This is a genomic window from Mesorhizobium sp. M7A.F.Ca.CA.004.12.1.1 (assembly GCF_003997835.1).
Lineage (GTDB): Bacteria > Pseudomonadota > Alphaproteobacteria > Rhizobiales > Rhizobiaceae > Mesorhizobium.
Genome location: NZ_RZRK01000065.1, coordinates 1 through 13296 on the forward strand (window position 1 = coordinate 1; position 13296 = coordinate 13296).

General features: G+C 62.4%; 13 protein-coding genes. 1 reads left to right on the plus strand and 12 read right to left on the minus strand.

The genetic code is table 11. The features are described from left to right. The 10 genes from EN984_RS05665 to EN984_RS05710 form a co-directional block, all read right to left on the minus strand. The coding region (locus tag EN984_RS05665; protein ID WP_281057255.1) for a biotin carboxylase N-terminal domain-containing protein at nucleotides 1–350 on the minus strand (350 nt) is incomplete at its 3' end. Between the two features lie 284 nt (nucleotides 351–634). Continuing rightward, a complete protein-coding gene (locus EN984_RS05670) occupies nucleotides 635–1753 on the minus strand; it encodes a branched-chain amino acid ABC transporter substrate-binding protein (protein WP_027037229.1) in 1119 nt (372 codons plus the stop codon). Nucleotides 1754–1890: 137 nt separating this feature from the next. Beyond that, nucleotides 1891–2238, minus strand: coding sequence for a DUF6867 family protein (locus tag EN984_RS05675; protein ID WP_023811804.1), 348 nt, complete (start codon nucleotides 2236–2238; stop codon nucleotides 1891–1893). A gap of 112 nt (nucleotides 2239–2350) precedes the next feature. Further along, the gene (locus EN984_RS05680) at nucleotides 2351–3079 is read right to left on the minus strand and encodes an ABC transporter ATP-binding protein (protein WP_027037230.1); all 729 of its coding nucleotides are present in this window, start codon (nucleotides 3077–3079) and stop codon (nucleotides 2351–2353) included. Further along, nucleotides 3079–4647 carry an ABC transporter ATP-binding protein gene (locus EN984_RS05685; protein ID WP_127267455.1) on the minus strand — a complete coding sequence of 523 codons (1569 nt, stop codon included), beginning with the start codon at nucleotides 4645–4647 and terminating at the stop codon, nucleotides 3079–3081. The genes EN984_RS05680 and EN984_RS05685 overlap by 1 nt, the downstream gene beginning before the upstream one ends. Next, complete coding sequence (gene livM / locus EN984_RS05690; protein ID WP_127267456.1) at nucleotides 4647–6242, minus strand: high-affinity branched-chain amino acid ABC transporter permease LivM; 1596 nt, start codon at nucleotides 6240–6242, stop codon at nucleotides 4647–4649. Before livM ends, EN984_RS05685 begins: the two co-directional genes overlap by 1 nt. Before the next feature lie 4 nt (nucleotides 6243–6246). Then, entirely contained in the window at nucleotides 6247–7149 is a 903-nt protein-coding gene (locus EN984_RS05695; protein WP_127267457.1) for a branched-chain amino acid ABC transporter permease LivH, read from the minus strand. A 334-nt stretch (nucleotides 7150–7483) separates the two neighbouring features. Beyond that, a complete protein-coding gene (locus tag EN984_RS05700; protein ID WP_127267458.1) occupies nucleotides 7484–8485 on the minus strand; it encodes a 4-hydroxyproline epimerase in 1002 nt (333 codons plus the stop codon). A 31-nt stretch (nucleotides 8486–8516) separates the two neighbouring features. After that, nucleotides 8517–9767 carry an FAD-dependent oxidoreductase gene (locus tag EN984_RS05705; RefSeq protein ID WP_164748659.1) on the minus strand — a complete coding sequence of 417 codons (1251 nt, stop codon included), beginning with the start codon at nucleotides 9765–9767 and terminating at the stop codon, nucleotides 8517–8519. 60 nt (nucleotides 9768–9827) lie between these two features. Next, nucleotides 9828–10721, minus strand: a complete 894-nt coding sequence (locus EN984_RS05710; RefSeq protein WP_127268694.1) for a dihydrodipicolinate synthase family protein — start codon at nucleotides 10719–10721, stop codon at nucleotides 9828–9830. Nucleotides 10722–10832: 111 nt separating this feature from the next. Here EN984_RS05710 and EN984_RS05715 point away from each other — a divergent pair, with 111 nt between their 5' ends. Beyond that, nucleotides 10833–11483, plus strand: a complete 651-nt coding sequence (locus tag EN984_RS05715) for a GntR family transcriptional regulator (RefSeq protein ID WP_236383238.1) — start codon at nucleotides 10833–10835, stop codon at nucleotides 11481–11483. Between the two features lie 96 nt (nucleotides 11484–11579). Here EN984_RS05715 and EN984_RS05720 read toward each other — a convergent pair whose 3' ends face one another. Together EN984_RS05720 and EN984_RS05725 are read right to left on the minus strand one after the other, a co-directional pair. Then, complete coding sequence (locus tag EN984_RS05720) at nucleotides 11580–11837, minus strand: hypothetical protein (RefSeq protein ID WP_127268692.1); 258 nt, start codon at nucleotides 11835–11837, stop codon at nucleotides 11580–11582. A gap of 217 nt (nucleotides 11838–12054) precedes the next feature. Then, the coding region (locus EN984_RS05725) for a CoA-acylating methylmalonate-semialdehyde dehydrogenase (protein WP_164765384.1) at nucleotides 12055–13296 on the minus strand (1242 nt) is incomplete at its 5' end.

Consider the following 13296-nt stretch of genomic DNA (forward strand, 5'->3'; position numbering starts at 1 on the left):
GTGTCCGGCTTCGGCCCGATGAAGGTAATGCCGGCTTCGGCACAGGCGTCGGCGAATTCGGGACTTTCCGACAACAATCCGTAGCCGGGATGAATAGCATCGGCACCCGACAGCCTGGCGACGCGGATCACCTCCTCGATCGACAGATAGCTTTCGATCGGCCCCATGTCCCGGGTCAGATGCGGCCCGCGTCCGACCTGGTAGCTCTCGTCGGCCTTGAAGCGATGCAGGGAGTATTTGTCTTCCTCGGCCCAGATCGCCACGGTTTTGAGGCCGAGTTCGTTGGCCGCGCGAAAAACGCGAATGGCGATTTCGGACCGGTTGGCGACGAGGATCTTCGTGATGGCCAAGGACTGGGCTCCAGCAACGGAAGGAAGAGAAATCGGCGCAATGATTAGCGTGAAAATGCTGCAGTGCAAACAAAATTGACGTGCGTTTAAACCGATTGAAATGGAATCATTGCGCCAGAAGCCCTTCGCATTCATCCGAACAGCAAGAAAAGCGCCGGCTTTGCAGTTAGCGCACGATCATTCACCGGCTAAGAACCCGGCTCTATCGGCCGCCCCCCGTGATGGCAAAAGAAAATGCCCGGCGCGAGCGCCGGGCATCGTAGATGGTCTGGAGACTGACGAGCTTACATCTTCTGGATGTAGGTGTACTTGCCGTCGTCGCCCTTCTTCCATTCGTACATGACGTAGCCGGGCAGCGTCGGGTCGCCCTTGGCGTCATAGGACAGGTCGCCGAGCACGGTCTTGAACGGGCCGTTTTCATGCAGCGCCTTGGCAACTGCCTGCGGATCGTTCGACTTGGCAGCGGTGGCTGCCGCGGCGATCGCCTGCATGGCTGCGTAGGAGTAGAGCGTGTAGGCTTCCGGTTCGAAACCCTGCGCGCGGAACTTCTCGACGAGTTCCTTGTTGGCGGGGATCAGGCGCGGATCCGGACCGAACGTGTTGAGCGTGCCCGCAACCGCGTCGCCCGCGATCGAAGCCAACTCGTTCGACACGATGCCGTCGCCGGAGACCAGCGTCGCCTTGAGGCCCTGGTCGGCGGCCTGGCGGATGATCAGGCCGGCTTCGGTGTGCAGGCCGCCCCAATAGATGATGGAAACGCCGGCTTCCTTCATCTTGGCGATCAGCGCCGAGAAGTCCTTGTCGCCGACATTGATGCCTTCGTACATGACTTCCGTCAGGCCCTTGGCATTCATCGCCTTCTTGGTTTCGTCGGCAAGGCCCTGACCGTAGGTGGTCTTGTCGTGCACGACGGCGATCTTGGCATCCTTGAAGTTGGCGGCCAGATAAGCGCCGGCAATGCTGCCCTGCTGGTCATCGCGTCCGCAGGTGCGGAACACGTTCCACAGGCCGCGTTCGGTGAACTGCGGGTTGGTTGCGGCCGGCGTCACTTCGACGATGCCGTTCTCGGCATAGACTTCCGAGGCCGGGATCGAGACGCCGGAGTTGAAGTGACCGACCACGAACTTGACGCCGTCGCCGACGAACTTGTTGGCGACCGAGATGCCCTGCTTCGGATCGGAAACGTCGTCGCCGACTTCGAGCTTGATCTGCTCGCCATTGATGCCGCCAGCCGCATTGATGTCGGCGACAGCAGCTTCGGCACCCTTCTGCAACTGCGCGCCGAAGGCGGCATTCGGACCGGTGATCGGGCCAGCGACGCCGACCATTACGTCAGCCCACGCGGCACCGCCGAACGCGACGAGCGCGGTCAGGGCGACGGCGGACAAAAGTGACTTTTTCATTTAAACGCTCCCATTAACGGAGTGGGCGTGGATGAAGCTTTCATGCGATGCCCACCCTTATCGCAGAAAGCATAGTTTGCCGATTTTCAGGCACTTGTCACGCCGATTCAATTTCGAGACGGCGTTAATGATGAACGTCAACCTTTCGGTTTCCAGCTCAAGAGTGAAGCTCTTTCGTAGAGCCAATTATACTGTGTCACCATCTGGTTGGTGCGCGTGTATTGGTAGCCGACGAAGCCGAGGATCATCAGCACGATGGTGTCGACGACATAATAGTGCAGCGAGAACATGGTGCCGCCGAACAGCGCGTGATGGATGAAGCGGATCGCGATGCCGAGGCCCAGCATATAGGCGAACAGCTGGATGAAGCTGCGCCACGTCTGAGCACTGGCCTTGCCCGTCATCCACGCCGCCCAGCCGCCGAGCAGACAGGTGACGAAGAAGAACTGCCAGATCGAGGGTTCCTCGTAAAGAATGCCCTGCATGGTGAAGTCTCCTTAGCATGACCCCGAAAAGTTGCGGACTTTCCGGACTAAGATCATGCGACAAACAAACAATCTGGAGCGGAATGGCGGATGCACGCATTCCGCTCCGAACTCAGTGGTGTCCGCCTTCGAGATAGGCGGCGCGCACTTCCGGATTGGCGAGCAGTTCCTTGCCGGTGCCGCTCATCGTCACATTGCCATTGACCATGACGTAGCCGCGCGTGGCGAGCTTGAGCGCGCCGAAGGCGTTCTGCTCGACCAGGAACACGGTCAGCCCTTGGGTGCGGTTCAGTTCGCGGATGGCGTCGAATATCTGCTTGACGATCAGCGGCGCGAGACCCAGCGACGGCTCGTCGAGCAAAAGCAGCTTCGGCCGTGCCATCAGCGCGCGTCCGATCGACAGCATCTGCTGCTCACCGCCCGACAGCGTGCCGCCGCGCTGGGTGATGCGCTCTTTCAAACGCGGGAACAGCGTGAACACCTTCTCGACGTCCTCGTCATAGTGCTTGAGGTTGTCGAGGCTGGCGCCCATCTGCAGGTTTTCCATCACCGTCATGCGCGGAAATATCCGCCGGCCCTCGGGCGACTGGGCAATGCGCATGCGCGCGATCTCGTGCGTCGGCATCTGGGTGATGTCGGTGCCGGCAAAGGTGATGGTGCCGGCGCGAGCCCGCGGCGCGCCGAAAATAGTCATCATCAGCGTCGACTTGCCGGCGCCGTTGGCACCGATCAGCGCCACGATCTCACCTTGGTTGACGGTGACATCGACGCCGTTCAGCGCCCGGATGTTGCCGTAATAGGTCTGCACGCCCTTGATATCGAGCAGTGTTGTCGCGGCCATCACTTGCCCCCTCCGCGCTTGCCCGCCACGGGCTTGGCAGCGGTCTTGCTCCCGGTCTTTCCGGTGGCTGCCTTTGCAGTCTTTGCGGAAGCATGGCTTGTCGCCACCTTGCCCGCATCGACGCGGCGCGAGAATTCCGTGTCCTTGCCCTGGCCGAGCAGCCTGGCCTGTTTGACCCATTCCTCGCGCGCGATACGTCCGTCAAAGGCGAGATAGGCTTCGGCGGCCTCGACGTCGGCCTTTTTCCAGGCGCCGATCTGGTCGAAATGGAAGATGCCGTGATCGTTGAGCTTCTTCTCGTTGACCGTGCCGATGCCCTTGATGCGGGTCAAATTATCGGCCTTGCCGCCGCGAGGTGCCGCCAGCCGGTTGGAGATCTCTCCAGCCTTTGCCGGGGCCTTGGCTGCCGGCTTGGCCGACGCGGTCGACGTCGCCGCCGCGCCGGTTGCCGCCTTTGAAGCCGCTTTCGGAGCAGGCTTTGCCTTCGCTGCCGGCACGGCTGCCAGCGAGGCTGCCTTGTTTGCCGCGGCGAGCGACCTGGCGTCAACCTGACCGGCCTTTGACGCTCCCTTGGCCACCGTAACCCGCTCGCCCGAACTATGGCCGACCGTGTCGGTCACCGGCCCGGCGAGATAGGACGACGATGTTCCCGGACCATGCGCGGCATCCGGCCCTGTATCGAGCTGTTCGATGACATCTTCGTCGCCGACTTCGGTAAGGACCGCTTCGACTTCCTCGTCGTCGACGCCGAGATAGGCGGCGATGACGCGCGGGTCGGTGCGCACCGACTGCGGACTGCCGTCGGAGATCTTCCGGCCGTACTCCAGCACCACGACATGGTCGGAGATCTGCATGACCACCGACATGTCGTGCTCGATCAACAGGATCGAGGTACCGGATGTGTTCTTGATGTCGATCAGCAGCTCGTTCAGCGCCGCCGATTCCTTCGGATTGAGGCCGGCCGCCGGCTCGTCGAGGCACAGAAGCTCGGGTCCCGTGCACATGGCGCGAGCGATCTCGAGGCGGCGCTGCGCGCCATAGGGCAGGTCGCCGGCCGGGTCGTCGGCACGGTCGACAAGATCGGCCTTTTCCAGCCAATGCTTGGCGAGTTCCACCGATTCGGCCGAGGCCTTGCGATAGCCGCTGAAGCCGAAAAGGCCGAGGACCGTGTAGCCCGATGCCTTCATCAGTTTGTTGTGCTGGGCGACCAGCAGGTTCTCCAGCAGGGTCATGCCGGAGAACAGCCGAATGTTCTGGAAGGTGCGCGCCACCTTGGCGCGCGCCGGGATTTCATGGTTGGGCAGCCGCTCGAGCAGGAAGGTCGAACCATCGTTCCGGTTGAGCGTGATCATGCCTTCCGACGGCTTGTAAAAGCCGGTGATGCAGTTGAACACCGTGGTCTTGCCGGCGCCGTTGGGGCCGATCAGCGCGGTGATCTCGCCGCGCTTGGCGGCGAAAGACAGATCGCCGATGGCCACCAGGCCACCGAACTTCATCGACAGATGATCGACCTGCAGGATAGCGTCGTTCGCGCCTGAATTGGCCTTCTGAACAGGGTTCGCATTCATCAGCCGTGTCCTTCCTTGGTGAAGGAGCTTGAGACAGCCTTTCGCTCCTTCAGGAAGGCGGTTGGTTCACGACTGCCGACGAAGCCGCGCGGCTTCCACAGCATGACGATGACCATGGCCATGCCGAACAGAAGCATGCGGTAGAGTTCCGGTGTGAAGTCGGGCCCGAAGACCTGCTTGAGGAAGTCGAGTTCGCGCAATGCCTCGGTGCCGCCGATCATCACCATTGCGGCGACCGCGATGCCGACCAGCGAACCCATGCCGCCGAGAACGACGATGGCCAGGATGATGGCCGATTCCAGGAAGACGAAGGATTCCGGGCTGACGAAGCCCTGCCGTGCGGCGAAGAACGCGCCGGCGAAGCCGCCGAACATCGCACCCGTGGCGAAGGCTGTGAGCTTCGTGGTGGTGGTGTTGATACCGAGCGAGCGGCAGGCGATCTCGTCCTCCCGCAACGCTTCCCAGGCACGGCCGACCGGCATGCGCCGCAGCCGGATGGTGACGAAGGCTGTCAGCAGCGCCAGCGCCAGGATCAGGTAATAGAGGAAGATCTTGTAGTAGGCGCTCGAGGTCGCGAGATTCAGCACCTTGGCGATGTAATTGGGGTCCGACACGTTGAAGGTCATCAGGCCGAAGAAGGTGACCTTCGGGATGCCGGAAATACCGGCCGAACCGTTGGTGACCTCGCGCCAGTTGATCAGCACCAGGCGGATGATCTCACCGAAAGCCAAGGTGACGATCGCCAGATAGTCGCCGCGCAGGCGCAGCACCGGGAAGCCGAGCAGCACGCCCCAGAAGGCGGCCATGGCGCCGGCGGCCGGCAAAAGGATCCAGAACGACAGGCCGTACTGCGTGCCGAGCAGCGCATAGGCATAGGCGCCGACCGCGTAGAAGGCGACATAACCGAGGTCGAGCAGGCCGGCGAGGCCGACGACGATGTTCAGGCCCCAGGCCAGCATCACATAGATCAGGATCTGGATGCCGAAATTGTCGACCCATTTCAGCGAGCCTTGCAGCCCGCCGACGAACGACCAGGACATCAGCGACAGGATCGCCACCACCAGGATCGGATAGAGGATCAGCGCGGCAATGCCGAGTTTGGTGAAGTTGGCGTGAATGAAACCGCGGAAGTAATAGATCACGCAGGCCAGCACGTAGATGATTGCCAGGGCGCGCAGGAACTGCAGATAGCCGGCCGGCACGGCTCCCACCCATCCGACGAGAGAGCTGTTGACCGCAAACAACACCACCGCCGCGACCAAGGCCACGATGAAGGCCGGCAACTGGAAGAAACGCGACGCCACGCTGGCCGGCAGCAGACCGGTGGCGATGTCGGTGATCTTCTGGTTGGCGAGGAAGGGCTGGCCATAAGCGACATAGAGGAAGCGCCCGATGGCCGTGGCGATCACCACGGCGGCAAGCAGGCCCCAGCGCGTCGTCAGGACCAGTTCGTTAGAAATGTTCTGGCCGGTCTTCAGGCCGATGAACAGCACGAACAGGCCAAACGATATGGCAGCGGCATAAAGTGACTCGCGCAACGCGCGCTGCATAGGCGTGGCGACGGTGTCGCGCTCCGGAGATACGGTGACGGCCATGGTCTCAGACCTTTTCGACTTCTGGCCGGCCCAATATGCCGGAAGGCAGGAAGATCAGCACGATGGCCAGGATCGAGAACGCCGCGACGTCCTTGTAGTCGATCGAGAAATATGCCGACCACATGCTCTCGATGAAGCCGATCATCAGCCCGCCGAGCACAGCACCCGGCAACGAACCAATGCCGCCCAGCACCGCCGCCGTGAAGGCCTTCACGCCCGGCGTGAAGCCATCCGAGAAGGCAATGACGCCGTAATACATCAGGAACAAAGTGCCGGCGACCGCGGCAAGGGCCGCACCCATGATGAAGGTGATCGAGATCGTGCGGTCGACATCGATGCCGAGCAGCGCCGCCATCTTGCGGTCCTGCTCACAGGCCCGTTGCGCTCGCCCGAGCGAGGTCTTGTTGACCAGATACCAGAACAGCGCCAGCAGCAGCGCCGTGACGACGACGATGATGATCTGCTTCAGCGACACGCTGATGCCGTTGATGTTGTAAACCTGGCTGACCATCGGCGGGATCGGCTTGTTGCGGGGACCCTGCGTCACCTGGACGAAGTTCGACAGCGCGATCGACATGCCGATGGCGGTGATCAGCGGGGCCAGTCGGAACGAACCGCGCAGCGGCCGGTACGCGACTTTTTCAATCGTCCAGTTGTAGAGGCTGGTGAGCAGCATCGCCACGATCATCATGACCAGCAGCGCCAGCACAACCGGCACTGAATAGAACAGCGCGCCAAGGGCGAGGAAGACGATCAGTGCTGTGAAGGCACCCACCATGAAGATGTCGCCATGGGCGAAATTGATCATGCCGATGATGCCGTAGACCATCGTGTAGCCGATCGCGATCAGCCCATAGATCGATCCCAGCGTCAGCCCGTTGATAAGCTGCTGGACAAAGTACTGCATGTGTACATGGCTCCCCTGGAATGTCGCCCATGCAGACGCATTCCTTTTCGTATTTCCCCTAGTCGTAAAGTTTCGAGCCCGGATTGCAACGTCATTTTTCAATCGTCATGCGTGTTTTCGAAGCACGCTGTCCGATTGCCCGTTTTCCATCATCCGGCCCCTGGACTATCGCGGACCCTACCATTGGCATAACGCAATGTCTTTGACGATTCGACTGCATCATGCGCTCCGTTTCGAAGAAATCGCCGTCAAAATTAGGTGATGAAAGGAATCCTTGCGTTTTTGGCACGATCCGTTTTTCAAGCCCTCGCTTTCCGCAAGGTCAGGATTCCCATCACTTGACAACAAATCCATGCGCGAACGGGTCGCGGTCGTCGATGAAGATGGTGTTCAGTCCGGTCATCCGCGCCCAGCCGCCGATAGAGGGAATGATGGCCGGTTTGCCGGCCACGGTGACATCTTTTTCGACCTTGCCCTTGAACAGCGAACCGATGATCGATTCATGGACGAAGCTGTCGCCGGCCTTGAGTTTGCCCTTGGCATGAAGCTGCGCCATGCGCGCCGAGGTGCCGGTGCCGCAGGGCGAGCGGTCGATCGCCTTGTCGCCGTAGAACACGGCATTGCGGGCATCCGCCCCATCCACCGTCGGAGCACCGGTCCACAGCATGTGCGACAGCCGGTTGATGCCCGGGTTCTCAGGATGGACGAAGGAATATTTCTCGTTGAGCCGCTGGCGCACCACCGGGCTCCAGGCGATGAAGTCGCCCGCCGAATAATCGGCCATGTCGCGATAGTTCTTCTGCGGTTCGACGATGGCGTAGAAGTTGCCGCCATAGGCGACGTCGACGGTGATTTCGCCGAGCCAAGGGCATTCAATTGTCAGCCCCTCGGCATGGAGGAAGGACGGCACATTGGTGATGCGCACCTCCTCGACATAGTCGCCGACCTGTTTGTATTCAGCGATGACAAGTCCGGCCGGCGTGTCGAGCCGAAGCACGCCCGGCGTCTTCGGCTTGATCAGACCGTGCTCGATCGCCATCGTCACCGTGCCGATGGTGCCATGGCCGCACATCGGCAGGCAGCCGGAGGTTTCGATGAACAGGATGGCGATGTCGCAATCCTCGCGCGTCGGCGGATAGAGGATCGAACCGGACATCACGTCGTGGCCGCGCGGCTCGAACATCAGGCCGGTGCGGATCCAGTCATACTCGGCCAGAAAATGCGCACGCCGCTCCATCATCGTCGCGCCCTGCAGCAGCGGGCCGCCCCCAGCGACCAGCCGCACCGGATTGCCGCAGGTGTGGCCGTCTATGCAGAAGAAGGATTTCTTGGCCATGACGCTCCTCGAAAATCAAAACCCGAAAATATCAAAATCGTTGCGGACTGAAGGGGGCCAGTTCGATCGGTGGAGTCTGCCCCAGGACAAGATCCCTGATCAACCGTCCGGTGGCCGCCGCCTGGGTCAGGCCGAGATGGCCATGGCCGAAGGCATAGACCACCGACCGCCTTCCCGGCGCGCCGCCGATGACGGGCACTGAATCCGGCAGCGAGGGGCGGAACCCCATCCATTCGCGCCCACCCGAGGGATCGAGCCCCGGCAGGAATTTCTGCGCCTTCTGCAGCAGCGCCTTAGACCTGGCATAATTGGGCCGCCGCTCGATGCCGCCGAGTTCGACGGCGCCACCGACACGCAGGCCCGTTGCGAGCGGCGTGACGACGAAGCCATGGCCGGAGAAGATCAGCATCCGCTTCACGTCGAAGGCACTCGTCGGCAACGTAGTGTTATAGCCGCGCTCGGTCTCCAGCGGAATGCGATCGCCGAGTTGCTTCGCCAGCAGATGCGACCATGCGCCTGCTGCGACGACGAGGTGTCGCGCCTGTCTGGTCGTGCCGTCTGCCAATGTCAGCGTCGCACCATCCTGATCCGCCGCGACTTGGCCGATCCGGGCCATCTCAAAGCGGGCACCCTTGCTTTGTGCGTAGGCCCACACCGCCTTGCCCAGCAGTTTCGGGTCGGCGACCGTCTTCCATCCCGGCACGAACGTGCCTTTGATGAAGCGCGGCGACAGCCCCGGCTGCAAGGCGGCCAGCTCCTCGCCCTCGACATGGCGGAAACCGATGCCGAAACGCTCACGCGCCGCCCAGCCGGGCAGCCCGGCCTGGAACTCGGCTTCGCTTTCATAGAGCTCGAGCGAGCCATCCTCGCGCAGCATCGACCGCGTGCCGGAGCGATCGAGCAGGCCCATCCACTCCGCCTCGGCGAGCTTCATCATGCCCGCCTGAGCAGCAAGGCTCACCTCGTATTTTCCCAGCGCACCGGCGCGCCAGAAGCGGACCAGCCAGGGCAGAAGCTTCGGCAGATAGGCGGGCGGAATGCTGAGCGGGCCAAGCGGATCGGCCAGCCATTTCGGCAGCTGCCGGATCATGCCCTTGTGGGCCAGCGGCAGCACATCGGAAAAGGCAAAGGCGGCGGCGTTGCCGGAGCTCGTCTCCTCGCAAATGCCTGTGCGGTCGAAGACGGTGACCCGGCGTCCGGCCTCGGCGAGAGACGCAGCGGCACAGATGCCGATGATGCCGCCACCGATGATGGCGATGTCGATTGGAACATCGCTATTCATCGTTGTACGTCACCCCCTGCATGCATGTCCCAGTCTCCGCCCCGCTCGCTTCATACCAGCTCAGAACTGCGGCAGCTTCGGCCGCACGGCGAGCGCATCCTTGACGATCTTCTCGACAGCCTTGCGGCGCTCGCCAGACAGCGGCTGCCGCGGCATGCGAACGCGGTCATTTGTGTTGATCGCGAACACTTCGGCAAGCTTGATGTTTTGGACCAGGTAAGTCGAGACATCGAGATCGAGCAGCGGCCGGAACCAGCGGTAGATGGCGAGCGCCTCCTCGCGGCGGCCCTGCTTCATCAGCTGGAAGATGGCGACGGTCTCGCGCGGGAAGGCTGTGACCAGTCCCGCCACCCAGCCGATGGCGCCGACCGAGAGCGCCTCGAAGGCCAGATTGTCGACGCCGGTGAACAGGTCGTAGCGAGTGCCCAGGCGATTGATGATCTCGGTCGAACGACGGATGTCGTCGGAGGATTCCTTGATCGCGACAAAGCGCTTGTCCGACGCTAGCTCCTCCATCTGGTCGACGGTGACGTCGACGCGGTAGGCAAGCCGGTTGGAGTAGATCATGACCGGCAGGTCGCCCGCCTGCGCGACCGCGCGCAGCGCCGCGACCGTCTCTTCCGCATTGGTGTGGTAGATCGGGCTCGGCACGACCATGAGGCCATTGGCGCCTTCTTTGGCGGCGCGCTTGGCGATGCTGGCCGCCTCGCGTGTGCCGGCCTCGTTGACGGTCAGCAGCACCGGCTTCTTGCCGGCGACCTTCTGTGCGGTCTTCAGCACCTCGATCTTCTCGTCGGGCGACAGCATCGGCCCCTCGCCGAGCGATCCGCAGACGATGATGCCGTCGCAGCCGGCCTCCATCTGCAGGCTGAAGCAGCGCTCCATCTCGGCATGATCGAGACGATCATCCGCGGTGAATTTGGTCGTGACGGCAGGGAAAACTCCGGTCCACATGATCATCTCTCCATCTGATATATCAGCGGTATATCTATTAACAAACCCGCTGTCAATGCGGATTCCGTTATGATATATTCAAGATATATCAGGAGAGCGCATTTGATATCCATGGCAGCAAGCCTCCCGGCAGAGCCGGCCGCGACCAGGGCCTACCATGTGCTCGAGCACATGATCGTCACGCTCGAACTGGCCCCGGCAAGCTTCGTCACCGAGGGCGCTCTGATCGACAGGCTCGGGCTTGGCAGGACACCGGTGCGCGAAGCGATCCAGCGGCTGGCATGGGAAGGGCTGCTCGACGTCAGGCCGCGCGCCGGCATCGCCATCGCCCCGCTCCATCCCGGCGACTGGTTGCGCGTCCTCGATGCGCGTCGCGGCGTCGAGGTGGTGCTCGCCCGCTCGGCCGCCCGCTTCGTCACCCGCGAAGCCGCCGACCTGTTTCACGAAGCAGCGCTTGCCATGCAGAAGGCGGTGATCTCGGGTAATGTGCTTGCCTTCATCCAGGCCGACAAGGCACTCGACGAAGCGCTGGCGCTGGCTGCCGACAATCCCTTCGCCGCCCGTCTGGCCGCCCCCTTGCAGACCCATAGCCGCCGCTTCTGGTTCCGCTACAAGGCCGAGACCGGCCTTGCCGAATCCGCCGAGCACCATGTCGCGCTGATCCGCTCGATCCTTGCCGGCGACGAGGAGGCCGCGGCCAAGGATGCCAAACGCCTGATGGCGCTACTGCGCGGCCACGCGGAGACGGCCGCCACGCGCTGAACGTCCTTTTATATCCGGTGCGCTTTCGTCGCCGGCGCTTCCTCGAAGCTCGGGTCAAGTCCCGGGCAAGGCAGCCGCCGCCATCAACGGACCGTCTCAGCCTTCGCCTGCCGTGATGACGCAGCTCTGACCATGCGTGTCGGTGGCAAGAATTGTCCAGGTGCCCTGGTCGGAGACGAATATCTCAAGAATCAGGCTCGGGTTGACCAGGCCGCGCGCCGCCTCGCTTTCGTGGAATTTTTCGCCGAGCGCTTTGATCATATCCGCACGGGCCGCGCATTGCGCCGCCAGCGCCGGGACGGCGGGAAACGCAGAAATTGCCACGAAAAATAGCGTTGCCACAAGACGGGTCATCTGACACCTCCTTGCGCCAGACGATGTCCCCGAAGCTGTCGCCAGCGCCGTTGCTTGATCTGCCGTACCTCCTTGCGGCAGGACTGCAGACCAAGACGGCAGAGGCCTACTTGGTTCCATCACATTAGCGTTCAAGCGGATAGGGTCGCGGCCGGATTGCAAAAAAACGCCCGGGCGCGAGCGCCCGGGCCTTAATCCAAATCAATTTGTTGTCCGGTCAATTCATCGTCGGGATGACGAATTCGGCACCATCCTTGATGCCGGACGGCCAGCGCGAGGTCACCGTCTTGGTCTTGGTGTAGAAGCGGAACGCGTCCGGGCCGTGCTGGTTGAGATCGCCGAACGAAGATGCCTTCCAGCCGCCGAACGTGTAATAGGCGATCGGCACCGGGATCGGCACGTTGACGCCCACCATGCCGACCTGGACACGGCTTGCAAAGTCGCGCGCGGCATCGCCGTCACGGGTGAAGATGGCGACGCCATTGCCCATCTCGTGATCGTTGGCGAGCTTGATCGCGCTCTCATAGGTCGGGGCGCGCACAACAGAGAGCACCGGCCCAAAGATCTCTTCCTTGTAGATACGCATGTCCGCGGTCACGTTGTCGAACAGGCAGCCACCCATATAGTAGCCGTCTTCATAGCCCTGCATGGAGAAGCCGCGGCCGTCGACGACCAGCTTGGCGCCTTCCTTGACGCCGGTATCCACGTAGCCCTTGACCCGTTCCAATGCCTGCGCCGTCACCAGCGGGCCGAAATCGGCGGAAGAGTCCGTCGAAGGACCGACCTTCAGGCTCTCGACGCGCGGGATCAGCTTTTCCATCAGCCGGTTGGCGGTATCGTTGCCGACCGGGACGGCGACCGAGATCGCCATGCAGCGCTCGCCGGCCGAGCCGTAGCCGGCACCGATCAGCGCATCGACGGTCTGGTCCATGTCGGCATCGGGCATGATGATCATGTGGTTCTTGGCACCGCCGAAGCACTGCACGCGTTTGCCGGCGGCCGTGCCGCGCGAATAGATGTAATGGGCGATCGGCGTCGAGCCGACAAAGCCGATGGCCTTGATATCGGGATCGTCGAGGATGGCGTCGACCACGTCCTTGTCGCCATTGACGACGTTGAGGATGCCTGCCGGCAGGCCGGCTTCGAGGAACAGTTCGGCGATACGCATCGGCACGCCGGGATCGCGTTCCGACGGTTTCAGGATGAAGGCGTTGCCGCAGGCGATGGCCGGCGCGATCTTCCACAGCGGGATCATCGCCGGGAAGTTGAACGGCGTGATGCCGGCGACGACGCCGAGCGGCTGGCGCATCGAATAGACGTCGATGCCGGGGCCGGCGCCGTCGGTGAATTCGCCCTTCATCATGTGCGGTGCGCCGATGCAGACCTCGACCACTTCGAGGCCGCGCTGGATGTCGCCCTTGGCGTCGGCGATCGTCTTGCCGTGCTCGCGCGCCAGGAT

Excerpts from the sequence above, each read along its gene's own strand:
- EN984_RS05705 (WP_164748659.1), bottom strand. The coding sequence starts at position 9,767 with ATGAATAGCGATGTTCCAATCGACATCGCCATCATCGGTGGCGGCATC.
- livM (WP_127267456.1), bottom strand. The coding sequence starts at position 6,242 with ATGGCCGTCACCGTATCTCCGGAGCGCGACACCGTCGCCACGCCTATG.
- EN984_RS05710 (WP_127268694.1), bottom strand. The coding sequence starts at position 10,721 with ATGTGGACCGGAGTTTTCCCTGCCGTCACGACCAAATTCACCGCGGAT.
- EN984_RS05680 (WP_027037230.1), bottom strand. The coding sequence starts at position 3,079 with ATGGCCGCGACAACACTGCTCGATATCAAGGGCGTGCAGACCTATTAC.
- EN984_RS05675 (WP_023811804.1), bottom strand. The coding sequence starts at position 2,238 with ATGCAGGGCATTCTTTACGAGGAACCCTCGATCTGGCAGTTCTTCTTC.
- EN984_RS05720 (WP_127268692.1), bottom strand. The coding sequence starts at position 11,837 with ATGACCCGTCTTGTGGCAACGCTATTTTTCGTGGCAATTTCTGCGTTT.
- EN984_RS05685 (WP_127267455.1), bottom strand. The coding sequence starts at position 4,647 with ATGAATGCGAACCCTGTTCAGAAGGCCAATTCAGGCGCGAACGACGCT.
- EN984_RS05700 (WP_127267458.1), bottom strand. The coding sequence starts at position 8,485 with ATGGCCAAGAAATCCTTCTTCTGCATAGACGGCCACACCTGCGGCAAT.
- EN984_RS05715 (WP_236383238.1), top strand. The coding sequence starts at position 10,833 with ATGGCAGCAAGCCTCCCGGCAGAGCCGGCCGCGACCAGGGCCTACCAT.
- EN984_RS05695 (WP_127267457.1), bottom strand. The coding sequence starts at position 7,149 with ATGCAGTACTTTGTCCAGCAGCTTATCAACGGGCTGACGCTGGGATCG.
- EN984_RS05670 (WP_027037229.1), bottom strand. The coding sequence starts at position 1,753 with ATGAAAAAGTCACTTTTGTCCGCCGTCGCCCTGACCGCGCTCGTCGCG.